The sequence below is a fragment of the Gelidibacter pelagius genome, assembly GCF_017581925.1.
GTDB lineage: Bacteria > Bacteroidota > Bacteroidia > Flavobacteriales > Flavobacteriaceae > Gelidibacter > Gelidibacter pelagius.
In genome coordinates, this window is record NZ_JAGEVG010000027.1 from 24,173 (window position 1) to 47,258 (window position 23,086).

The following is a 23,086-nucleotide window of genomic DNA, read 5'->3' on the forward strand; positions in this document are numbered from 1 at the left end:
AAATTCAGTGATAAAAAACAGTCTGCTACTTATTGCAATCTTATGCTTCTCAACAGTCCATGCGCAATATGATTGGACTCCTGCAAAAGTTATTTTAAAAAACGGAACCTCATTCCGAGGTTTGGTGAAATTCCCTAAACATTCTGGAGGTTTAATATCAATAGGCACTACAGAGTTTAAATATAAGCTAAAGAAAAAAGGAAAAACCGAAAGATATGGCTACGAAACTGTCGAAGAGGTAATCTTCGGTGATGAGGAGTTTGCAACGGTGCATTATGGATATGTTCCTATTCAAGCAAAAAAGCATGTCTTATTGGAAAAAGTAATCAGTGGAAAAGTAAGTCTATATGCAAGAACTGTTTCCAAATTCCAAAATACATTTATAGGCGCCCCAAATATGACAGGGTCTGGTTATTACTATGATGACTTCCAATACTATTTGATAAGAAAAGATGAGGAAGTTGCTAAATTAATTGCAGGTCCAAATAGTTTTGGGACATTCATTTCCAAAGCCAAAGAATATTTCTCTGATTGTGAAAAAATGGTGTATTACTTGGATAACGAGCTTTACAGTCAGAACAACCTGATTGAATTAGTAGATGACTATAACCTTCTTTGTGAATAAAATCCATATAGAATAGCTTATATAATTATCGTCTTGGTAAATGCTTATTTATAAATGTCCTTGCTGGTGCTCCACTTGTTTTCCCCTAAGTAGTTCTATCCCTTTGATTTTTAGTAGTTACCATTTTTAAATTGTGTCATGTGGAACGATTTGCTATCTTAGCTGATACTCCTTGTCAAAGAGTTCAAGAAGAGAGAAGATTTAATCCAGTCCATGACATTAGATCAGTTTAAACTATTAGAACGAGATGAAATGCAATATTTCCAAAGCTGAATCATATGTCAATAAGTGCAATCTTTAAAATTAAAGTTGAGCAATGAAAAAGGTATTATTTTTACTTAACATGTTTATTTTAACGACAGCAACCTCCTGTAAGGATAAAAACATAGTTGAGAATTTAGATTCTAAATGTAACAATGCGAGTAAAGTTATTTTTAAAATTGATGAACGAACAGAGTTTTTACGCACCATATTTAATTTAGCAGTTATAGATGATTTACCTGAAGATTTGCAAGCATGTGAAACCGATTATTTAAAAAGAGTTAACGGACAATTTCTTCAACATCGTAATCACCCTTTAATCAATTGGATTTACGATAATGAATCTATAGGAATTGATTTTTCTACCATTGGCTTGATGTTTAAAGATTTTGAGCATTTTGAATTTGACGAAAGGTACTCTGAAGAACTAAAATTTTACGGACTAACACGAAATACAGTTGATACACTTATACCTCTGATGAAAGATTTTTATGCGACAACTGAATTTAAAAAGTTTTTTAAAAGCAATGAACACTATTACACCAATGCAATTTCCAAACTCGAAAGTCAAGTTTCAGAAGAAAAGCTTTTCGACAAGGTGCTTGACTTTTACCAATCAAGACAGGAGGATTTAGAATTGATTGTTTTCGTTGAATTGACAAACAACGCTAATAATAAAGCAGTCAGTTTCTACGATGGCTATAATCCGAAGAGAAGAGCAATGATTTTGGCAAACATTTGCGACTTACCAAGTGAACCAACCGGAAATAACGAAATAATGGAATTGGAAAACCATATTCGCGGACAAATTTATCACGAAGCGTCTCATCTGTTTACTACTGAATTATTAGAAAATCATATTGGCGATTTAAATCAATACAAGTCCATGTGTGAAGATTGTGGCGACATGGAGATTAAGGATAAGATTGACCATTTGATTGTCTATCCTTTACAAGAATTAATCTCATATAGAACATTTGGAAAAGACGATGGCCACAATTTTTATCTCAATAAGTGTCAAGACGTCAGAAAAGATATTTACAGACAATTGAGCGCATACCAACCTCAAGATGGAATTCCATTTGCACAGACTTATATTGCCTGTATGAACTTGATAAAACAATCGGCATCGGAAGAATAATGACGGCGAACAGACTATTGATTTTTAAATAATCTGATAGACCACTAAAATGAAACATTCTTAAGTGCATTATGCGCTGAAGTACTTCTGAACCAATGCCAGCAGTGTACTTCTTTTAATCGGCTTTAACATATATTCGTTGCAGCCCACTCCCATGGTCTTTTCCTTATCTTCTGAAAGTCCAGAGGCGGTTTGTGCAATAATGATCACCTCTTCATTAAATTGACGTATTTGTCGGGTGGCTTCAAAGCCGTCCATCACTGGCAATTGGATGTCCATTAGAACTAAGTCAATGTCAGGGTGGTTTTTGAGAACATGAACAGCTTCCTGACCCGTTTTTGCTTCAAAGATCATACTGCTCACTTTTTTGACGTAGGTGGTGATGAGCAGTCTCGAAACTTCGTCATCCTCAACTATTAATGTTTTTAATTTTAAATCTTCGACAGTGGCACTTTGTTGCTTTCTTTTAAAACTACCGTTATTTTGACCACCAGTTTTGTCGCGTTGTTCTGTGCGATAGGGTAGTGTGAAATAAAAGATTGAACCTTTGCCTTTTTCACTAGCAATCCAAATTTTTCCTCCCAGCAATTCTACATAGGCTTTAGAAATTGGTAGGCCCAAACCAGCGCCCTGTAAGTCCATATTATTTGAAACCTTTATCTGTCTGAACCGTTCAAATATGGACAGATGTTTGTTTTGTGGAATTCCAAATCCGGAATCTTTAACATAGAACTCGACCAAAGAAGTTTGCTGATCTGTTTTGATTACATATCCCATTTCAATATTTCCTGTTGCTGTATGCTTAATGGCATTCTTTACCAGATTGCCAAGAATGGAATAGATCTTTTCGACATCAGAGTTAATAGTGGCATCTTTATCTGCTAACGGTTTCTTCGTGGTAAAACCTAAACCTTTGAGCTCTGCCTCGTGTTTAAAAAAATTGTAGATGAAGTCAATTTTATAATTGATATTCACCTCCTGCAAATGGGCCTCCAATAACCCAGATTCTATCTTAGCCATGCTGATAATATCGTTGATGATATTGAGCATTCGCAATCCGCTTTTTTTGATTATTTCAATATACTCTTGCTGCTTTTCTCCTGTAAGCTGCGGTTCTTTCAACAGATCGCAAAAACCCAGAATGCCATTCATGGGAGTGCGTATTTCATGGCTCATATGCGCCAAAAAAGCCGACTTAAGTTGCTCACTGTCTTCTGCAACTTGCTTAGCCTGAATCAATTCGATAGCTCTTTTCTCTTTTTCTCGATTTTGAAATAAAAGCTCTTGGTTCGCCCTCATGAGTTCGGTGGCTCTTTTCTCTTTTTCTTCATTTTGAAACAGCAGTTCCTTATTGGCAATACTCAATTCTGCGGCACGCTTAGATTTCTCATTGTTCTGGTAGACAAGTTCAATATTTGCGGCAACCAAATCGGCAGCACACTTTTCTTTTTCTTCACTGAGAAACTTAATCTCCAAATTGGCAAGTATCAATTGGGATGCGCGTTTTGCTTTTTCTAAGTTTTCAAGGCTGATATTGTGAAGGGCATTTTCTAATTCTTCATTAAGCTGCCTACGTTTATTGGTATCAATACCTTTTATGGAATTCAAAAAATCGTCTTGTAATTCCTGCAGCTCTTCGCGAAGTTCTTCTTTATTCTTTCCCTGATTATTCATAGTAATAGTACTGTTTGAAACGGTTAATAAGGTTATAACGTGAAGTGATCTATAACGCTGTATTAAGGGAATTCATAAAAAAAGTAAAACACGATACAATAATGACGGTTTTCCATAAAATAGTTTTTCTTTTTTACGACTAAAAAGGAATAAACCGAAAAAATATTTACATTAATAAATATCGTATATAAGACGATTTATTTAAAATAGTCAGGAACGCGATCATGGATGGTTTATGGCCTTTCCAAGTTCCTATGTGATCTTTGACCGATGGTTTTAAGATAAATCAAGTGGATGATATCGCTCTACAAAAGTAAATGACATACACCACTTTAATTGATGACTATAAAAATTTCCTTGACTCATATCAGATGCTCATGAATTATGACAAAAATGATCATATGCGAGTCGCCATATCGCTCATTATCATGCACAACCTCATCCTAAAAAAGGTCTTGTCTTCCATATAGTATTATAAAGCTATCTTTAAATTTACAATTTTAGAACCGCCCATCGCACCAAAAATCAATAAAAAATCTTGTATCTTTACAATCCTTATTTAAGCTAAACCCCATTAGATTTATGAAGTATTTTGTGTCCTGCCTGCTTGTAGTCCTATTATTTGGGTGCAATGAGGTCAATTCCAAAGATGAAAGAGCGGTGCGTAAATTCGTAGAACAATGGAACGAATCTCATACACAACTAAAGTCGGCTTACCTGTCACGCGACTATATGGACATGGTCAACTACTACGGAAAACAGCGCAGTAGGGTGCAGGTGCAGCAAGACAAAACTTTACTTTTTGAACAATTTCCAGATTATACCCAAGGCATATTAAACGATGAACTTGTCATTACAAAAGATGCAGGTAAATATCTTGTGACATTCATCAAACACGTCAGCTACGACGGCATTGAAGCAGATTACGAATCGTATTTAACTGTGACCATGAAAAATGGTGTGTTTAGAATCCTGCGAGAAGGCGTTGCCGAAAACACCAAAGATCTTGATGCTCCCATTTTCCCGAAGGCGCGCGAAAACATTCGCATCCTCGCTAATACGAGACAACTGTTTGGCGATTTTGATGGCGATGGCCTTTCAGACTATGCGACGGTCATCTCTCCAGAAATAAGTTCTGCTGTAAATGGAACAGTCGAATGTGTTGGCGGATGCAACAGTGTAGTTGTGTTTAACAACAGGGAGTTAGAAGATATCGTAATTGAAGGCGCCTACCAATCGCAGTTGGAGAATCTTAAAGATTTGAATAGCGATGGTGCCGACGAGATTGGCTTTTGGGATATTAAACCCACATCCAAAACCCTCTATGTTTTTGATCCCACCAATGGTAAATTACTCACTGAGCCTATTATAATCAATACTGCCTTTCATAAAAACCTTAAGCTAATCGACGTTTTTAAAAAATCGGGACGCAATAAGATCACTGTCACACGAAGTGCTCAAGTTGATGGAAAGTGGATTTTAGAAACGGAAGTGATTGGGTTGGATTAATTAGATTCCTCAACCTAAAGAGTTTTTTTATTCCCTAATCTGCCCGTCCGTTCGGCCGGCTTAACTTTTAACTTCTCGCTTAAGTCCAATAAACAAGGTAGTAGACACTAAAAGCAAGCCCAGATACCAAGAATTCGTAACCAAATCAAAATAGGAAATCTGGCCCTGAGCAAAACTTAAGATCATCAATACTTGCGCTCCGTAAGGCAATAGTCCCTGTGTGATACAGGCGAAAATATCCAAAATGGAGGCGGTTTGTTTATTGTCCAAGCCGTACTGGTCGTTGATGTTTTTGGCGATAGACCCTGAAATAATGATGGCCACGGTATTATTGGCAATGGCAATATTGATGCTCGATACCAAAGCGCCAATCCCGAATTGGGCGGTTTTCTTACTTCTGATCAAGGCTTTTATTTTGACCAAAATATATTCTATCCCGCCATTGTAAGCCACCAACGCGGCCAAACCTCCTGTCAATAAGGAAAGCAGAAATATCTCGGTCATGTCCGTAAAGCCTACGTAAACTAATTGCGTGAACTCAATGAGTGAGAAATCGGCATAAAACAAGCCCAAAATCCCTGCTGTGATGATGCCCAGAACCAAGGTGACAAAAACATCAAGTCCGATAACAGACAATACAATAACAATAAGATAGGGTGCTATTTTTAATACAGAATAGCTATAATCGACCGTTTCTTCAACATGGGCGTCTAAGCGCAAGCCTTCAAAAATAAGGATGACACTGGTCACAAGCGCTGCAGGGATGGCTATTTTGATGTTGGCTTTAAATTTGTCGCTCATTTTAACGCCCAAAGATTGGGTGGCCGCAATGGTCGTATCTGAAATAATGGAAAGGTTATCTCCAAACATGGCACCACTCAGCAAAGCACCACAGAGAATGGCAAGTGAGAAACTGCCTGTATCTGCAAATCCAACCACAATAGGCGCCAAGGCAACAATGGATCCTACAGAAGTCCCGGTTGATACCGATAGGAATGCGGCAATTACAAAGATGCCAACATAAATGTATTGGTTATTGATGAGGTCCATTCCTAAATGCACAATGGTATCGACACTTCCAGTGGCATTCGTGACGGCGGCAAAGGCTCCAGCAAGTAAATAGATCAAACACATGGTAAGGATCTTAGGGTCGCCACAGCCTTCCAACAATGTTTTGATCTTAGAGTTTATCGGTTGTTTAAATAGAAGAAAAGCGACAAAAATTCCAGCTATTACAGCAATAGGGGCGGGGAGCGCATAGAAATCCTCTTGAACAATGCCCGCACCCAAAAAGGTGATGATAAATACAAAAAACGGGATTAATGCTTTAAAGTTTGGCTTAATGGTGGTCATAAATCTTGATGTTTTCAGAATCGCAATAAAGAAGTGACCGCAAATAATTAGGAAGGATAACGTTTTTTCCAAAGTATTTGGCTTATCGCTTTAGCACCTTGCTTGTTATTGCAGGTTGCTACCTCTTGTTTGAGATTCTTGATAATTAAGTGTGCAAAAATAGGAGTTTATGAGTGGTAAACCTAAAGTTTTGAGACACGAATTTCACGAATTGTCACGAATCCATTTGTCTGCTGAAAACAGACTAAATAAGAACTATTCATTTCACGAATGTAGAAGGCTTGCACGGATTATCACGAATTCAATTGTTACCTATATGATAACTATTCATTTCACGAATGGGATTAGCTTATGGGGATTTAGATTTCAACAAGCTCAATATTTAAGGGCAGGAATTCTCTGATAATTTGGAGGTTTATTATTTACGAACTGATCTAAATTCTCCTCCTTTTTAAGGAGGAGTGGCTTCTGCTTCAGAAAAGAAGCAGATGGCGAGGTGGTTCGGAATGTGATAAAAGCATTATTCAACCGCGCAAGGGCTCTTTTCCATTCCATCTCATATGGCGCGAGTGTCCCGCTCGTGTCCACTCACATCAAATCATTATTTATCAGTAAATCCAGTTATACTTATGCCTTTGAATATGAAATACCTACTCCGATTCCCAAATGCGTTTTTGAGCCGTTCCGAAAGCACCCAATTGATACACCCCAATCGCTGCGGCCTGAAACTTTTTAGACTGGAATTGATTCTGTGCCAAACTATCCAATAAAGTAGTCTTAGCCACGCCCAAGCTGATATGTGGATTATAATGCTCATAGCTATGGGCACTCACAAATTTGGGTACATAGGCCAGAGTAAAATCATCTATGGGTGTCCCATCTGCAGTTTGCACATACGATACTTGAGAGCCGTCAGGAATCATATATGGTTCTAAAAGCGTGATGGTTTGTTCGTGAAGTGCCATTAGTGACGGACTTCTTTTAATGCCAATGGACGCGAAACTCTCGGTCTTATCTTTAGAATATTGTAGCTCATCTGCCCAAAGACTATCATTTTCTATGGTTTTATAAAGTCCGTTTAATGCTTGCTCAATTTTGGACAAATCACTTTCTTTAACATAACACTGCAATAAAGTGATGTGTGGAATATGATGGTCGTCCAAAGAGATATTGTCAGGGTGCTTTTCCAATATCGCTCGATTTAGTTGAACGGATTGTTGATACATATCCTCAGGAAGTGTGAGCATCACACCGATGGCTATTGTTTTTTCCTGCTTTTGAGCACAGGAACTGATTAGCGTGATGACTAAGAATGTTATGATTAGGGAATATTTATTCATTTTTGAAGATATCAGTGAGTTTCGAGATTTAAAGGATGGGAATTTAGTAAAGAATTAGATGGAATGCTCAATTTGAGATGGGTAAATTTAATATTTGCCAGATTAGCATGGGCTGGACACGTCAGAGCTATTTTGTTTTTGTGATGAATGACTTTTCGGAATTAAGATTCATCTGCTGGCGCGGGCGTCCCGCCCGTGTCCCGGCATTCTCATAACAATTATATCAAATCTAAAATACGTAAAAAAATTATCCAAGAAATCCAATATTATCAATCGGGATGACTGCGTCGAGTTCGGCATAATTACGGGCGCTACTGTGTTTCCATTCCCATGGTTCGATAACTAATCCTGCTTTTACAGGATTGTTATGGATATAATCAAATTTTTCCTTTATTACATGAGTGCTCCATAACTCTATAGGCTGGTTATTCTGTTGCCAAAACTGATATTCTTTTATATTACTGTTCTTTTCTCCTGCTCTTTTACACACCCATAGCATCCATTCGCGCCTGCTCTCTTGGGGATGTTCCAAAATGCTTGCAATCATCTTTTTGGAAGTGAAACCTTTGAAATCCCTTATCAATCCCGAAGGATTTTCGTTGTCATCCCGAAACAAAAGATGAATATGATTTGGCATAATACAATAAGCAAATAGGGCCATTCCTTTATTATTTCGGCAAAAGTCTAAGCTATCCGTAATGACCTTGAAATATGCTTCACGGGTAAATACATCGACCCAATTAACTACGGCAAAGGAAACAAAATATGCCGCCGAAGGATTGTGGAATTTATATTTTCTACTCATGAGATTATGGTAAAAAATAAAGATAGTACAATTACTGATAATTCAGTTCGGTTTATTCTTATGAAGGCGCACGAGCGGGACGCTCGCGCCAGCCTCTGCTTCCGGAGAGAAGCAGAAGGCCCGCCTCTCCGTCGGGCAGGCGAGGTGGTTTTAAATTTGCAAAAAGCATTATTATATCTAACACAAACCAATTCTTACAAAACCTATCCCTCCACAACCAAACTTTGCTTCTTAGCCGTTTTATTCACTTTAAATTGTAGCAATAACACCATCGCTACAAAGGCAACAACCGTAATGAGCGACAAGATCCTGATCTCTGATGCAATGGATGCCAAATCACCTCCATAAAAAGCAATTCTTCTAAAGCCGCTCAAAAACTGGGTCACTGGAATGAATTGCGCCACACCCGTAATCCATCCAGGAATGGCTTCTGTAGGCCAAGTGAATCCGCTCAATATAAAAGCAGGCGTAGAGATGACCATCAGTAATTCGGTAGCTTTTAATTGGTTTGGAATGGCAACCGAAAACAACATCCCGATCATCATTGACGCTAAAGTCAGCAGTACAGTCAATACCAACATTGGGAAGTTAAAAATATCTGCAGTAATCTTGAAATACGGAAAGTACATGGCAACTACGAACCAAATAAATGGCAACATGATCAAGAATGGCGTTGCTTTTAATAAAATAAGATATAACGCCGATTTCTTCTTTTCTACTAAACTGGCAAAATAACCATCTTCAAAATCCCTCGAAAATGCTAAAGCCACCGCTAAAAAAATGATTTGTTGCATAATGGCTGCCAAGATGCCCGGGAGCATAAAGTTGACGTAGTTGCCGGCAGAGTTATAGAGTTTGTTGAAATTGATCTTAAACGTTTCGTAAGAAGCTTTGGCTTGGTCTGGATGCATGCCTTGCTTTTTAAGACCTTCGATTTCCATACCTGCATTTAAAGTCATCAAAACCATATTGATATTGTTGCTGGCCGTATTGGCGTTGAGGATGTTGGCCATATTTAGGTCCACCCGAATTTCAGGATGCCTTTTTTGAAGCACATCTTTTTCAAACCCTACAGGGAGGGTTACGACGGCGGCATATTGCTCAATAGGCATTTCTTCCAATAGATTGCCTGGCGTTGATCGTACATCCTTAACCAACAACCCCTCGTTATCCATAAAAGCATCAATGATCATGTCTGTGGTTGGGCTTTGGTCCTGATCGACAATAACAATCGGTAAATCAAGGACTTTTGCCTGTTGATATACATAACCGAAAATAATCCCGTAGCCTATTGGCGCAGCAAAAAAGATGGCCATCAAGACACCATTTGAGAAAATACGCTTAAATTCTACTTTAAGTAAGTTCTTAAAAGTCTTCATCGGTTATTGTTTTATAAGAATGGTGGCGTTAACATAAAATTGTTGATCGCCCGTGTCTGAAGTCGGTACCACTTTCAGTTCATAAATAGATTCTGAAAGCTCATATAAAGGTGAGGTGCTGGTAATATCCGCATATTGCGCCAGCTGTTTGATGGCGACGATTTTGGCCCTTGTTTCATCTTTGGTATAAGGATTGACCAAGGTCAATTCCTTTCCTACTTTATAATCATAAATCCGTGATTCTGGAATCGTGAATCGGAAATACATACCATCCGTTTTGTAGCCGTTGAACAAGGCATAACCGGGAGTCAGCAATTCGCCTTCCTCCAAACTAATGGTCTCAACCGACATGTCAGCTGGGGCGATGACGTATTGTTCATCAGATGCCGACATGACTTCCTTCTTGGCACCGAGTGCTCTGTCCAATTGGCCTTGGGCTTGTTCTATCTGTTCTGAGCGTGCCCCTTTTCTTATTTCGTCGCGTTTGGCTTCCAAAGCATCAACTTGCGCCTTTGCCATTTGGAGTTTCATCTTGACTTCATCAAATTGCTGTTGGCTCACTAAAGAATCTTGATACATATTTTGCAATCGGTTATACGATTCCTGGGCAAACTCCATTTGTGCTTTTCCTGAGTTTAATTGGCCCTCAATCTGATTGAGTTGTTCTGTAGTTGCCCCATTAAAAGCCAAATTCAATTGGCCTTGGGCGGCAGTAATGGCGCCTTCAGCTTGCATCAATTTCGCACTCACTTCAGGAATATTGACCAAGGCAAGCGTATCGCCCTTTTTGACCTTTTGTCCTTCCTTAACGTAAATTTTATCAATCCGACCGGCAATTTTACTGCTTACTGAAATTGTTTCAAATTTCACTTTCCCTCGGTTGGGAGTGATCTGATCGTTTTTACAAGAATTTAAAGTGATTAGTGCCAAAAAGCTAATAAGAATGTGTGTATATGTTTTCATGGTTTGATTTTGTGTTGGATTAATAAGTGAGTACGCCTTTGGCATGAAGCATTTCAGCCACTGCACGTCTTTCGTTAAAATAGGATTCCTGTAATTTGAAATTGGCTTTTTCAACGTCATTTAAAGCATCGAGCACATCATTGATGGATGCTAAATTGTTACGGTATTGTTTATCGACCATCTCATAAGTATCATTGGCCAATTCAATTTCCTTTTCAACAATTTTTGTGTTTTGCAACGCTGACTGATACTTCAGTTCTGCTTTGGTGATGCTCAATGCAATCATTTCTTCAACATCTTCAATTTGGTCTCTATAGCGCTCACTTTCTAAGGTCGCCTTTTTACTTTTCAATCGGGATTGGTTCCCATCGAAGACATTCCATTTAATGCCGGCTCCAATAAACCATTTCGGATCCAATAAGGATAAGTCATCCTCAATAAATTCGTAATGTCCTTTTACAGCCACTTTAGGAATGAAATTACTTTTCGCCATTTTTGCTTGGTAGAGCGTTGCTTTTTCAGCTTCTTCCAAGGCTTTTACCTCGTTCCGTTTTTCTGTAGTAGTGGCGTCGGTATTAGCAAACGCCTGTAACTCTGGTTCCAGAAGTCTCAAGTTGGCTTTAGGTTCCCCCGTGAGTTGATGGAGCAATTCAATCAGCATGATGTTATTATGATCAAATTCCAATTGTTTGGCTGCCAATTGCTGTTGGGCAAGCTCTAATTTCTTTCGGCTGAGTGGCGTGGTCAAGCCATTCTCTATGGCCTTTTTGACATAAAAGATCTGCTCGTTTAAATATTTTTCGGAAGTAATCAATACTTTTTTTGATGCTTTAACAAGGGCCAATTTATCATAAGCTTCTATGATTTGTAGGGCGACTTTGTCTCTCTCTGCCAATCCTAAATAATTCAATGAAGTTTCCTTATGTCTGCTCGCCTTAAGGGCATTACTGGCCTCAAACCCGCTAAACAACACCCAATCCAAATCGACGGACGATTTTAAGATGTTCTTGTTTTGAAGGTTTGGCACCGCCTCCAATGGAATATTATCGGGAAAAGGCGAATTGAACGGCAATCCAACAGCATCTTTAATAACCAATTTTTGGGTGGCGATCAATAAGTTTTGAGTGTTGTCATCAAAAGTAATGTCATCGTCCAATCGAACAAAGCTCCCATTAAAGGTGATTTTTGGTAAGAATACGGATTTGGCCAACTGCTGATCGACTTGCGCTTGTTCGGCATCAATACGATTGGAGTTTATTTGATGGCTCTTATTCAATCCTTTATGGATTAAGTCCTGCAGCACCGGATCGAGTTGCTGTGCGGTAATAACCGACGGCAGTGCAAGTGCTAGGACCAGAAACATCTTTAAGACGATTGTATTTTGGTTCATTGTTGATGGTTTTTATAAATATAAGGCAAAGTTGAGGAAAATTTGAGGGAATTCCTTTGACATAGGTCAAATAGTGAGTAGAGGGTAGTGGATCGTGGGTAGTGGGGGACTTGCTCGGTATCTTTCCTTCTCCGAATGAATACCGGCGAGGTGCGGGCGGGTGAGGGATTAGTAGATTAGGGATTAGTTGGATAGACAGTAGTGGATATCGACTGTTAGAGGTAGAATGAATTTAGGATTATGCTTATATCTGCGAAACCTGCCCGTCCGGCAGGTGGATTCGCGGGAGATTAATAGTCGCAACACAGAGTTTCACAAAGGAGGCACAAAGTTACGCAAAGGGAATGCTGAGATTTGAACGCAGTGGCGATCTGAGTATATCTGCACAATTTTGCGGGAGATTAGTAGTTGTAAAACAGGGTTTAACGGAGACAACGCGGAGTTGCACAGAGTTATGAAGAGAGTGTTATTGTTTGATTGAAACTGCTTTCTGCGAACATCTGTGAAGCAAGTCCAGTAGGCGGGTCTGAGGGAAATTAATAAAACTAATTCACCCTTTTCTTATCCTGCTCAATGTTTCTTGGGTCATCCCCAAATATGAAGCAATATGGCCTAAAGGCACTCGATAGGCGATATCAGGGAATTCCGCAAGCATATAGTCGTATCGCTCTCTGGCGGTTTGGAATTGGATGGCGTTGAGCTTGTTGACCATTTTAGTGAGCATCTCTGTGGTGACGAGGCGACCCATGGTTTCCATTTTGTGATATTTGGCAAATAACTGATCAATATCTGATTTGGACATGCAATAAAGTGTGGCATCTTCCAATACTTCTAAATAATACAAACTTGGAGTTTGCTGAAAAAAGCTGTCCACGCTGGACATGAACTTCCCAACTCCAAAAAACCATTGGGTGATTTCTTTTCCGTTCTCGTTGAGGTAATAACTACGGCCCATTCCTTTTTCCACAAAATAGAGGGTTTTGCAAACCTCACCTTGGCGGACAAGGGTTTGATTTTTTAATACCGTCTCTTTCTTAAAATGTGAGACGATATCTTTCAACTCATCATCAGTAAAGGGAACTATGGTGCTTAAAAAGTCGGTGATGTTCATATATAGTGTAAATCGGGCTGAATTATTGCACAAGATAAGTAAAATACAAAACAGAATAAGCCATCTAAATGATGAAATTATGATGTTCAAGATGTGAAGCACATCTATTATTTTTGTGCGACATTACTTTGCTTGCCATAATAGCCATTGTGAACCGCTAAAGAATCAAGATGCTTCAGCAAATATAAACATCTCAAAAATATGAAATGCGTTCCGTCGGCGTTCCCCTTGAAGTAGGTTTGAATCCTGCTGCCCCTAATAGTGACAAATTTCTCCACATCAGATTCAAATCCATAATAAACAATTAAATCCAATACTTCTTCTGAAAACAAAAGCCTAATTTTGCTGTCTTTTTGCTGCCATTTTCTCTTTTAGATGAACGAATGGGCAATAATGAATTGAATGGGTATCAAAGACTTTTGACTACCTCCAAGGTTTAAGGTTTATGGAAACACGAGATAAAAACGGATTAAATAAAGCCTCACGAACATTATTGCTCGTGGGTATATTATTCGTATCTATAAATTTAAGACCCGCGCTTTCAAGTATTGGCCCGTTAATCGACATGATTCGTGAGGATGTTGGACTTTCAGACACCTTATTAGGGCTGCTCACTACCTTGCCGTTAATTGCCTTTGGCGTCGTTTCAACAATGACACCCTTGTTCACTAAGCGCTTTGGAATTGGCAATACGATTTTAGGAGCCTTGATCCTACTGACTGCAGGTATTAGCATCCGTTCTGTAGGAGGTATCTTTGAACTGTATCTGGGAACGATTTTATTGGGAATAGCGATTGCTTTCGGAAATGTATTGATTCCCGCATTGATCAAAAGAAACTTCCCCCACAAAGCCGGATTTGTTACCAGTTTATATTCAGGAATCATGTCACTTGGGGCTGCCTTTGCCGCAGGATTAAGTGTTCCATTGGCCGTTGAACTCAATTTGGGTTGGCGAGGCTCGCTGGCCGTTTGGGCCGTATTGGCGGTGTTCGCATTGATCATTTGGATTCCCAACATCAAACGCATCAATCGCACTCCGCCAAGTAGAGGATTTAAAGAAGCCATGAAGAAACTGAGTGGTTCGTTGTTGGTTTGGAGATTGGCACTGTATATGGGGCTGCAATCTTTTGCGTTTTATGTGATCTTAGCGTGGCTACCAGCCTTACTTATCGATCGGGGATATGATGATTCGTACGCCGGCTGGATGCTTTCCCTATCGCAGGCCACTGGAATCATAGGCGCCATTGTAATTCCTATTTGGGCGGGGTCGAGAAAAGACCAACGCTTGGTCATTGTTTCCCTAATTATTGTTGAAGTTATCGCCTTGATTGGATTAATGATCCCGGGAATTGGCATGGTTGAGCTTTGGGTCGGCCTCATTGGAATGGTGCTTGGCGGCACATTTGGTCTGGCCTTATTGCTGATCGTTCTTAGATCCAAGGATGCAGAAACGGCTGCCGAACTTTCGGGAATTGTTCAATCCATTGGCTATTTTATTGCGGCCACAGGACCCTTTATTGTAGGGGTCATTTATGATCTTACACAGGTATGGAACTACGCTTTGGTTCTGTTGGTGGCGATTGCAATTATCAAACTGATTTTAGGCATTGACGTCGGGAAAAACAAAAAGGTCTAAGCCTCAAGATTAAGTCAAATACACACCATTTTTCTTTGGGAAATGATTAAAATCAACGCGTTATAATGTCGTAAATCGTCAACAATCAAAAATCTAATTCTCTAAAATATAGGATCTTTTTTTAAAAAATTAGTATCTTACTAAAAAATAGCCTTATGCCAATATTTATGGATTTGCATGAATTACCAAATGGTATTACAGCAAAAGATATTGCTGAAATGCATCAAGAAGATTTAAAAATCGAGCATAAATATAATTGTCGTGGATTAACGTATTGGTGTGATGAGGAGCGACAAACAGCTTTCTGTTTAATGGAAGCCCCCAATAAACAAGCTGTAATAGATTTACACCAAAAAGCTCATGGTGCAATTCCACAGCAAATTCTTGAAGTCAACGAGGCTATAGTAGAATCTTTTTTAGGTCGAATTGAAGATCCTATAAAATCGAAAGATGCGAGTCTTAATATTATTAACGATCCAGCTTTTAGAACGCTTATGATCGTTAAGCTTAAACATAAAACCCTAAGAAATACCGAGATAAATACTTTAAAAGCTGCAATTAGAGGCTATACCACTTCAATAAAGGCATTAACGGCTAATTATAATGGAAGTTTGGTAAAACAAGAAACCGCTACATTTTTAATGTCATTTACATCGGTTACTGACACGATACATTGTGGACTAAAAATTAGAGACCTACATAATTGTGTTATTACACCTGATTTAGAATTTAAAATAGGCATCAGTGCCGGCATTCCAATTACTAAAAATGACGGATTTTTTGAGGACACTATAAAAACTTCAGACTGTTTAAGTGATATCGCCAAAGGCAGTTTTTCTATTACAACTGCAGTCATGGGGCTTTATGAAGGAGAAAACCAAAATAAACCTTTAACGAAAGACACTGCTATTACCGTTCTAACTAATAAAGAAGAAGATTTTATTATGAATCTTATGCATTATACAGAAGGAATTTGGTCACACACTGCTATAGGTGTTAATGATTTTGAAGAAAACCTAGGCTATAGTAAATCTAAATTATACCGAACCATGATGCGTTTAGTGGGCAAATCTCCAAATATGTTTTTAAGAGATTATCGCTTAAATAAAGCTTTGGAATTATTAATAAAACAAGACCATAATATTTCTGAAGTTGCTTATCAAACTGGTTTTAGTAGTCCCACTTACTTTACGAAATGTTTCCATAAAAAATACGGAATCCTCCCTTCAAGTTTTATTTCCAACAATCAAAACATTGTATAACAAGTAGTTATACCTAAATGCCTTTTGATCTAAAATTACATTTATTTGGTCTAAAAGTAGGATTATAGAAATATTTTCTACTCTACTTTTGATGTAAACCATTAATAACCAAATATTATGAAAAAGTTTATCATCCTATTTTACGGTCTTTTTGCGTATGTCGTTTTCTTAATTTCCTTCCTTTATGCTATTGCATTTGTCGGTGATTTTTTAGTACCCAAAACCATTAATTCCGAAACTGAAAGTATAGGGTTCTCAGCAGTATTAATTAATTTGACATTATTAAGCTTATTTGCTATTCAACATAGCATTATGGCAAGACCAGCTTTTAAAGCTTGGTGGACAAAAATTATTGGAAAACCTGCCGAACGCAGTACGTATATATTGTTTTCAAGCTTAATACTTCTATTACTGTTTTGGAAATGGCAACCTATAAATACAGTCGTTTGGCAAGTAGAGAATAAAACCATTGCCATGCTCTTGATAGGGATTTGTGCTCTCGGCTGGATTATTGTCTTGCTTTCTACATTTATGATTAGTCATTTTGAGTTATTTGGCTTAACACAAATAGTCAACAATTTTAAAAACAGGACCACACCATCGCCAACATTTCAAACTAATTTTTTGTACAACATAGTAAGACATCCGCTTATGCTTGGGTTTATAATAGCTTTTTGGGCAACACCGGTAATGACCACAGGACATTTGTTATTTGCAGTTGTTACCACTTTATATATTCTTATTGCAGTGAAGTTTTTGGAAGAAAAAGATTTGCGTAAAGCACTTGGTAAACCATATTCAGATTACCAACAAAGAGTACCAATGATTATTCCTTTTTTAAAAACAACTCATTATGTAAAACGTTGATTATAATAGAATTATGCAGCAAATTACAATTAAAACTTTAATATATAAAAATATGAAAAATTCAGCCAAAACCATCGCTCCCGAACATATTAAAACCTTCGCATCACAATTAAAAGGCAAGCTTATTTCACCATCAGATGATGGCTATAATGACACACGAAAAGTGTATAATGCCATGATTGATAAGCGTCCTGGATTATTCGCTATGTGTGAAAATGCGGATGATGTTATCGCTTCTGTCAATTTTGGAAGAGACAATAATTTATTAGTTGCCATTAGAGGTGGTGGCCATAACGGCGGAGGTTTAGGCATATGCAATGACGGCCTTGTCATAGATTTATCAGGAATTAAGTTTGTGCAGGTAAATACATCCAATAACACCGTAAAAGTAGGAGGAGGAAATATTTGGAGCGAGGTTGATAAAGCTACGCATGAATTTGGTTTAGCCATACCTTCTGGAATGGTATCCTCAACCGGGGTCGGAGGTTTAACGCTTGGTGGAGGTGTTGGTTATTTAAGCCGGAAATTTGGCCTCACCATAGACAATCTCTTAGAAGCAGATATGGTTTTAGCCGATGGTAGCTTTGTCACCGTAAACGCTAAAGAGAATACCGATTTGTTCTGGGCCATTAGAGGCGGTGGAGGAAATTTTGGAGTGGTGACGTCCTTTACATTTCAGGCACATCCTCTTAAAACGGTCATTGCTGGACCTACTTTTTGGCCAATAGAACGTGTGGAGGAGATTATGGCTTGGTATGATGGATTTATACAAAATGCACCAGAAGAATTAAGCGGATTTATAGCGACTATGGTGGTTCCAGAATCGCCATTTCCAGCAGAATTACACAACAAGCAGTTTTGCGCTATTGTTTGGTGCTATACAGGAGATGCTGATGAATTTAATGCTCTATTTAAAACAGTGTTAGATCTTAATCCCGTATTTGCTCATGTTGGCGAAATGCCTTATCCTGCCTTACAAAGTATGTTTGATGGTTTCTTTCCTAAAGATATGCAATGGTATTGGAGAGCAGATTTTTTCGATGCCTTAACACCAGAAATTACGGCACAACATTTAAAGTTCGGCTCACAGATCCCAACACCACTATCTCAAATGCATTTGTATAATATTAGTGGCGCTGCAAGCAGAGTAGGTGCTGAAGACACACCTTGGGCTTATAGAGATGCGAAATATGCAGGTGTTATCGTTGGTATTGATCCTGATCCTAAAAACGCAGATAAGATTACCGATTGGTGTAAAGATTACTATAATGCATTGCATCCTTATTCTGCCGGCGGTGCCTATTCCAATTTCATGATGGATGAAGGGCAAGACCGCGTCAAAGCAAGCTATAAGCATAATTACGACAGATTGGTAAAGATTAAAGCTGCTTATGATCCTGAGAACTTATTTCGGGTGAATCAAAACATTAGAGCTTAATCAATCATAATGCTTTAACCTACTGTCGTTATAAAAACTTAGTCGTTGTTGGTGTTTTTCGCGAACAACGGCTACTGTTTTTTTCGCCATTATTGGTGTTTTCCACCAACAATACTTTACATGCCTACACTCAATTAATTATTTAAGCTAACGTATCTAATAATCATGAATCTAAGGCGTTACCAAAGGCATTAAAGTTTCCCAAACCGTATTCGCCAGTATCTTATGACCTTCCACATTGGGGTGGATGCCATCGCTTTGGTTTAGGGAAGCAATCCCTCCAACATCCTTCAAAATAAATGGAATAAACTCCAAGTCATTCTGTTCTGCCAAGTCGGCGTAAAGTTGACGGAACTCGGTGGTGTAATTCTGACCCATATTTGGCGGTAATTCCATGCCTGCAAGAATGATGGTCGTTTGCGGACTTTTTTCCTTCACCACATCAATGATGGCTTGCAAATTGGCACGCGTTTCTGTTAAGGCCACCCCACGCAATCCGTCGTTTGCGCCGAGTTCCAATAGAAACAGGTCCACCTTTTGCTTAATCACCCAATCAATTCGGCTTCTACCGCCTGCCGTAGTTTCGCCACTAACACCCGAATTGATCACCGTATAATTCAGACCCAAAGAATCAATCTTTTGTTGCAACAGCGCCGGATAGGCATCATTACTATCGTCCAGCCCGTAGCCCGCGGTGATGCTATCGCCAAAGCACAGAATGGTCTTGTTTTTGTTGTCGTTGGTCACAAGATCTTCGGTTTGTTCGGAAGTGCTTTGGGTGTCCGTTGTTTTTTCCGTTTTACCATCGCCGCAGGAGAATAGCAGGAGTGGCAGAATAAAATAACAAAACTTTATGAGTTTGTGAACTATTACGGTTGGTAGAATCGAATGCATTTGTTTATTTTGAGCCTTGGACATAAGTCGCTATTTAAATTAAAATGTATATGCCAAAGATATTAAAGATTACCGGGTTGGAAAAGACATATACCAGTGGTAACAAACAATTAACGGTCTTGCACGACATCTCTTTTGAGGTGGAGAAAGGCCAAACCTTTTCAATTGTCGGTCCTTCGGGAAGCGGGAAGACCACCTTACTCGGTTTGTGTGCAGGCTTGGATCAGCCCAATGCAGGGCGAGTGGAACTCTGCGGACAAGATTTAAATGATTTAAACGAAGATCAACGCGCGCAATTGCGCAACAAGGAAGTCGGTTTTATTTTTCAGAACTTCCAATTATTGCCAACCCTTACGGCCCTCGAAAATGTGAGTGTCCCCTTAGAATTGCAAGGCAATAAAGACGCAGTCAAAAAGAGCAAGGTGTTGTTGGAAAAAGTAGGCCTGGGCGATCGGGTGCACCATTATCCCTCACAGCTTTCTGGTGGGGAGCAGCAACGGGTGGCCTTGGCACGAGCCTTTGCCAATGCGCCTTCCATCTTATTTGCCGATGAACCTACGGGAAATTTAGATGACGACACCGGTGAAAAGGTGATCCAGCTCTTGTTCGATCTCAATAAGGAAAATGGCACCACCTTGGTCATCATTACCCACGATCTGGAATTAGCCAACCGCACCCAACAAATCTTACGTCTTAAAGGCGGAAAAATAGTAACCAACCAATTGACTCCCGTACTGTGAACGACTCTCCATTAAAAACCAACCTACAAACCTCTTGGCTTTTTAAAATGGCCTGGCGTGATGCCAAAGCCAGTAAAGTGCGCTTGTTCCTATTTATGGCGTCCATTATCCTGGGGATTGCAGCCGTGGTGTCCATTCAGTTGTTCAGCACAAATCTGAAGGACAATATCCAGAGCCAATCCAAAGTCTTAATGGGAGCCGATTTTATTATCGACTCCAGACAAGAACCAACAGCGCGTGCCCAAGCCATTATCGACTCGTTAAAACCAAATGCATCAGAAGTCAAGTTTGTATCCATGATTGCCTTTCCCAAGAATGGTGGCACCAAGTTGGTGCAGGTCCGGGGTATGGAAGGCGGTTTTCCTTTTTACGGAAAAATAGAAACACAACCCGCCTCTGTTGCAGATACTTATCAAGAGTCAGGTGGAGTTTTGGTTGACGCCACTCTGATGCTTCAATTTGACGTCAAACCCGGTGATTCCATCAAAGTGGGCGAACTCACATTGCCTATTGCAGGTGCCTTAAACTCGATCCCGGGGAGCTCGGCGATTTCCACTTCCGTAGCTCCACCGGTCATCATTCCGTACCGGTTTGTTGAAGCGACCCAACTGTTGCAGTTCGGAAGCAGGAAAGAATACCAGTATTTCTACAAAACTTCAGATACTTTAGATTTAGTACAACTCAAAGACCAATTGGAACCGAAGCTTGAAGCGGAGAATGCTGATTTAAGCACCCATATCAGCAGTACCAAACGTTTGGGCAGACGGTATGACAATGTGGGGAAGTTCTTGAACCTGGCTGCGTTTATCGCCTTATTGTTGGGCTGTATTGGGATTGCGAGTTCCGTACATATCTATATCAAAGAAAAACTCAGAGCCATTGCGGTTCTCAAATGTATGGGAGCGTCCAGGCTCCAAAGCTTTTTGATCTTCCTCATTCAAATTGCAGGGATTGGAATTGTTGGCGGCCTTATCGGATCGCTGATTGGCGTTGGGCTGCAAGGCCTGTTTCCGTACCTTTTAAAAGACTTTTTACCCTTTGCTCTGGACATTAGCATATCGGCACAACCAATTGTTATCGGAGTATTTTTAGGCTTGTTCATGTCGGTGTTATTTGCGCTCTTGCCCTTATTACGCACCTGGTACGTGTCGCCGTTAGAAGTGTTACGTGTGGACGAGGAGGCCGTTCAAGAACCCATGAAAGTACGGATCATTGTATTCACGGCCATTATGGTGTTTCTATTTTTATTCTCACTCTGGCTCATCCAAAATTGGCTTTATGCCTTGGCGTTTGTGGGCGCAACGCTCATTACCTTTGCTATTTTAGCGGGAATTGCGGCACTCTTTATCAAAACCATTAAACGATTTTTCCCAAAGCGTTGGGGCTTTACGGCACGCCAAAGCTTGCTCAACCTGTTCCGACCAAACAACCAAACCGTTGTGTTGGTAGTGGCCATTGGCTTGGGGACTTTTTTGATCAGCACCTTGTATTTTACCAAAGACATTTTACTGGCGAAAACAGAAGTAGGGCAGACCTCGGAAAACGCCAATATCATCATCCTCGATGTACAAAGTGAACAGCGTGATGCCGTAGCCCAAAGCATTATCACCAAAGACTTACCCGTGGTCAATAACATTCCGATGGTGACCATGCGGATGCACAGCATCAAGGGCCGATTGGTGAATGACATCCGTCAGGACACCACGAATCAAGTACGGTCTTGGATCTTGAACCACGAATTTAGGACTACCTATCGGGATACGCTGACCGCTTCTGAAGAATTGCAGGAAGGTAAATGGATTTCGCGATTGCAACCAGGCGAGCCAGTGGTCATCTCCATTTCGGATAACCTCTCGGCCGATGCCAAGGTCACAGTGGGCGATACGATTGTCTTTAACGTTCAGGGCGTGCTCATGGAAACCACCGTAGGCAGTATCAGAAAAGTGGATTGGGCGCAAATGCAGCTCAATTTTACCATCGTGTTTCCCGCAGGTGTGCTCGAAGAAGCACCACAATTCAACGTTTTGACCACCACCGTCAAGGATGAGTCGAGTTCAGCAGCATTACAGCGCGACCTGGTGTCTAAGTTCCCCAACCTGTCCATTATCGATTTGCGACAGGTGTTTACACTCGTGGAAGATATCTTGGACAAAGTATCTTGGGTCATCAATTTTATGGCGTTTTTCAGTATCCTTACTGGCATCATTGTCTTGATTGGCTCCGTAAGGACCAGTAAATATCAGCGGATCAAGGAAAGCGTATTGCTGCGGACCTTAGGAGCTAAAAACTCACAGATCTTGCAAATCTCAGCCTTTGAATATGTGTTTTTGGGATTGTTGGGAAGTCTGGTCGGGATTCTCTTGGCCTTAGTAAGCAGCTTGAGCTTGGCTTCGCTCGTGTTTAAAGAACCTTTTGCGCCCTCGCTGATTCCTTTTGTGGTATTCCTTCCGGGGATCACGCTTTTGGTTTTAGCAATTGGCTTAAGCAATATCCGCACGGTGTTAAAAAGTTCGCCTTTGGAAGTGTTGCGACGTGAGGTTTAGTCATGTAATCGCTTTAATATCCTTGCGGGAAGACGAGCAGACTTTATGAAGCTATGATTGATGGGGATGGACTGTTATGCTGACAATGATTGTTTTCTCTTTTGCGGGGTAGATGCCGTTCCGATGGAACTCTTGGTCATGTCTTCACCTTATTT

The 23,086-nt window shown here is 39.8% G+C and carries 19 protein-coding genes and 1 riboswitch; of the genes, 9 read left to right on the top strand and 10 right to left on the bottom strand.

What is annotated here, in order from left to right; translation table 11 throughout:
• Positions 1–7 precede the first annotated feature (7 nt).
• A complete protein-coding gene (locus tag J4051_RS17355; protein WP_208235149.1) occupies positions 8–625 on the top strand; it encodes a hypothetical protein in 618 nt (205 codons plus the stop codon).
• Between the two features lie 316 nt (positions 626–941).
• Entirely contained in the window at positions 942–2,027 is a 1,086-nt protein-coding gene (locus J4051_RS17360) for a DUF4932 domain-containing protein (RefSeq protein ID WP_208235150.1), read from the top strand.
• Between the two features lie 69 nt (positions 2,028–2,096).
• On the opposite strand, the gene J4051_RS17365 is transcribed toward J4051_RS17360, so the two are convergent.
• Positions 2,097–3,701 carry an ATP-binding protein gene (locus J4051_RS17365; RefSeq protein ID WP_208235151.1) on the bottom strand — a complete coding sequence of 535 codons (1,605 nt, stop codon included), beginning with the start codon at positions 3,699–3,701 and terminating at the stop codon, positions 2,097–2,099.
• Between the two features lie 582 nt (positions 3,702–4,283).
• On the opposite strand from J4051_RS17365, the gene J4051_RS17370 reads away from it, so the two are divergent.
• Positions 4,284–5,210 carry a hypothetical protein gene (locus J4051_RS17370; RefSeq protein WP_208235152.1) on the top strand — a complete coding sequence of 309 codons (927 nt, stop codon included), beginning with the start codon at positions 4,284–4,286 and terminating at the stop codon, positions 5,208–5,210.
• 60 nt (positions 5,211–5,270) lie between these two features.
• Here the strand turns inward: J4051_RS17370 and J4051_RS17375 are convergent, their stop codons facing one another.
• The 8 genes from J4051_RS17375 to J4051_RS17410 form a co-directional block, all read right to left on the bottom strand.
• Entirely contained in the window at positions 5,271–6,563 is a 1,293-nt protein-coding gene (locus J4051_RS17375; protein ID WP_208235153.1) for a Na+/H+ antiporter NhaC family protein, read from the bottom strand.
• A 52-nt stretch (positions 6,564–6,615) separates the two neighbouring features.
• Positions 6,616–6,713: riboswitch (SAM-I-IV-variant riboswitch) on the bottom strand.
• Between the two features lie 500 nt (positions 6,714–7,213).
• Positions 7,214–7,903: a 2'-5' RNA ligase family protein gene (locus J4051_RS17380; RefSeq protein ID WP_208235154.1), complete on the bottom strand. Its 690-nt coding sequence runs from the start codon at positions 7,901–7,903 to the stop codon at positions 7,214–7,216.
• A 247-nt stretch (positions 7,904–8,150) separates the two neighbouring features.
• A complete protein-coding gene (locus J4051_RS17385; protein ID WP_208235155.1) occupies positions 8,151–8,708 on the bottom strand; it encodes an REP-associated tyrosine transposase in 558 nt (185 codons plus the stop codon).
• 203 nt (positions 8,709–8,911) lie between these two features.
• Entirely contained in the window at positions 8,912–10,087 is a 1,176-nt protein-coding gene (locus tag J4051_RS17390; RefSeq protein WP_208235156.1) for an ABC transporter permease, read from the bottom strand.
• Between the two features lie 3 nt (positions 10,088–10,090).
• On the bottom strand, positions 10,091–11,050 hold the full coding sequence (locus J4051_RS17395) for an HlyD family secretion protein (RefSeq protein ID WP_208235157.1): 960 nt from the start codon (positions 11,048–11,050) through the stop codon (positions 10,091–10,093).
• Between the two features lie 19 nt (positions 11,051–11,069).
• A complete protein-coding gene (locus J4051_RS17400; RefSeq protein ID WP_208235158.1) occupies positions 11,070–12,440 on the bottom strand; it encodes a TolC family protein in 1,371 nt (456 codons plus the stop codon).
• Positions 12,441–12,990: 550 nt separating this feature from the next.
• Positions 12,991–13,551, bottom strand: coding sequence for a Crp/Fnr family transcriptional regulator (locus J4051_RS17405; RefSeq protein WP_208235159.1), 561 nt, complete (start codon positions 13,549–13,551; stop codon positions 12,991–12,993).
• 107 nt (positions 13,552–13,658) lie between these two features.
• On the bottom strand, positions 13,659–13,883 hold the full coding sequence (locus J4051_RS17410) for a hypothetical protein (RefSeq protein ID WP_208235160.1): 225 nt from the start codon (positions 13,881–13,883) through the stop codon (positions 13,659–13,661).
• Positions 13,884–13,996: 113 nt separating this feature from the next.
• Between J4051_RS17410 and J4051_RS17415 the strand changes: the two genes are divergently transcribed.
• The 4 genes from J4051_RS17415 to J4051_RS17430 all read left to right on the top strand — a co-directional run bounded on the left by J4051_RS17415 (position 13,997) and on the right by J4051_RS17430 (position 18,754).
• Entirely contained in the window at positions 13,997–15,187 is a 1,191-nt protein-coding gene (locus J4051_RS17415; protein WP_208235161.1) for a CynX/NimT family MFS transporter, read from the top strand.
• Between the two features lie 155 nt (positions 15,188–15,342).
• Positions 15,343–16,449, top strand: a complete 1,107-nt coding sequence (locus J4051_RS17420) for a nickel-binding protein (protein ID WP_208235162.1) — start codon at positions 15,343–15,345, stop codon at positions 16,447–16,449.
• Positions 16,450–16,566: 117 nt separating this feature from the next.
• A complete protein-coding gene (mddA, locus tag J4051_RS17425; protein ID WP_208235163.1) occupies positions 16,567–17,316 on the top strand; it encodes a methanethiol S-methyltransferase in 750 nt (249 codons plus the stop codon).
• 52 nt (positions 17,317–17,368) lie between these two features.
• Positions 17,369–18,754, top strand: a complete 1,386-nt coding sequence (locus J4051_RS17430; RefSeq protein WP_208235164.1) for an FAD-binding oxidoreductase — start codon at positions 17,369–17,371, stop codon at positions 18,752–18,754.
• Between the two features lie 171 nt (positions 18,755–18,925).
• Here J4051_RS17430 and J4051_RS17435 read toward each other — a convergent pair whose 3' ends face one another.
• Positions 18,926–19,672, bottom strand: a complete 747-nt coding sequence (locus tag J4051_RS17435; RefSeq protein ID WP_208235165.1) for an arylesterase — start codon at positions 19,670–19,672, stop codon at positions 18,926–18,928.
• Between the two features lie 26 nt (positions 19,673–19,698).
• Here J4051_RS17435 and J4051_RS17440 point away from each other — a divergent pair, with 26 nt between their 5' ends.
• Positions 19,699–20,388: an ABC transporter ATP-binding protein gene (locus tag J4051_RS17440; RefSeq protein WP_208235166.1), complete on the top strand. Its 690-nt coding sequence runs from the start codon at positions 19,699–19,701 to the stop codon at positions 20,386–20,388.
• Between the two features lie 47 nt (positions 20,389–20,435).
• On the top strand, positions 20,436–22,931 hold the full coding sequence (locus J4051_RS17445; protein WP_208235167.1) for an ABC transporter permease: 2,496 nt from the start codon (positions 20,436–20,438) through the stop codon (positions 22,929–22,931).
• Positions 22,932–23,086 lie beyond the last annotated feature (155 nt).

What these genes read in the sequence shown, in the direction of transcription:
- J4051_RS17365 (WP_208235151.1), bottom strand. Translation starts at nt 3,701, where the DNA reads ATGAATAATCAGGGAAAGAATAAAGAAGAACTTCGCGAAGAGCTGCAG.
- J4051_RS17435 (WP_208235165.1), bottom strand. Translation starts at nt 19,672, where the DNA reads ATGTCCAAGGCTCAAAATAAACAAATGCATTCGATTCTACCAACCGTA.
- J4051_RS17420 (WP_208235162.1), top strand. Translation starts at nt 15,343, where the DNA reads ATGCCAATATTTATGGATTTGCATGAATTACCAAATGGTATTACAGCA.
- J4051_RS17375 (WP_208235153.1), bottom strand. Translation starts at nt 6,563, where the DNA reads ATGACCACCATTAAGCCAAACTTTAAAGCATTAATCCCGTTTTTTGTA.
- J4051_RS17405 (WP_208235159.1), bottom strand. Translation starts at nt 13,551, where the DNA reads ATGAACATCACCGACTTTTTAAGCACCATAGTTCCCTTTACTGATGAT.
- J4051_RS17415 (WP_208235161.1), top strand. Translation starts at nt 13,997, where the DNA reads ATGGAAACACGAGATAAAAACGGATTAAATAAAGCCTCACGAACATTA.
- J4051_RS17360 (WP_208235150.1), top strand. Translation starts at nt 942, where the DNA reads ATGAAAAAGGTATTATTTTTACTTAACATGTTTATTTTAACGACAGCA.
- mddA (WP_208235163.1), top strand. Translation starts at nt 16,567, where the DNA reads ATGAAAAAGTTTATCATCCTATTTTACGGTCTTTTTGCGTATGTCGTT.
- J4051_RS17380 (WP_208235154.1), bottom strand. Translation starts at nt 7,903, where the DNA reads ATGAATAAATATTCCCTAATCATAACATTCTTAGTCATCACGCTAATC.
- J4051_RS17390 (WP_208235156.1), bottom strand. Translation starts at nt 10,087, where the DNA reads ATGAAGACTTTTAAGAACTTACTTAAAGTAGAATTTAAGCGTATTTTC.
- J4051_RS17395 (WP_208235157.1), bottom strand. Translation starts at nt 11,050, where the DNA reads ATGAAAACATATACACACATTCTTATTAGCTTTTTGGCACTAATCACT.
- J4051_RS17400 (WP_208235158.1), bottom strand. Translation starts at nt 12,440, where the DNA reads ATGAACCAAAATACAATCGTCTTAAAGATGTTTCTGGTCCTAGCACTT.
- J4051_RS17445 (WP_208235167.1), top strand. Translation starts at nt 20,436, where the DNA reads ATGGCCTGGCGTGATGCCAAAGCCAGTAAAGTGCGCTTGTTCCTATTT.
- J4051_RS17440 (WP_208235166.1), top strand. Translation starts at nt 19,699, where the DNA reads ATGCCAAAGATATTAAAGATTACCGGGTTGGAAAAGACATATACCAGT.
- J4051_RS17370 (WP_208235152.1), top strand. Translation starts at nt 4,284, where the DNA reads ATGAAGTATTTTGTGTCCTGCCTGCTTGTAGTCCTATTATTTGGGTGC.
- J4051_RS17385 (WP_208235155.1), bottom strand. Translation starts at nt 8,708, where the DNA reads ATGAGTAGAAAATATAAATTCCACAATCCTTCGGCGGCATATTTTGTT.
- J4051_RS17430 (WP_208235164.1), top strand. Translation starts at nt 17,369, where the DNA reads ATGAAAAATTCAGCCAAAACCATCGCTCCCGAACATATTAAAACCTTC.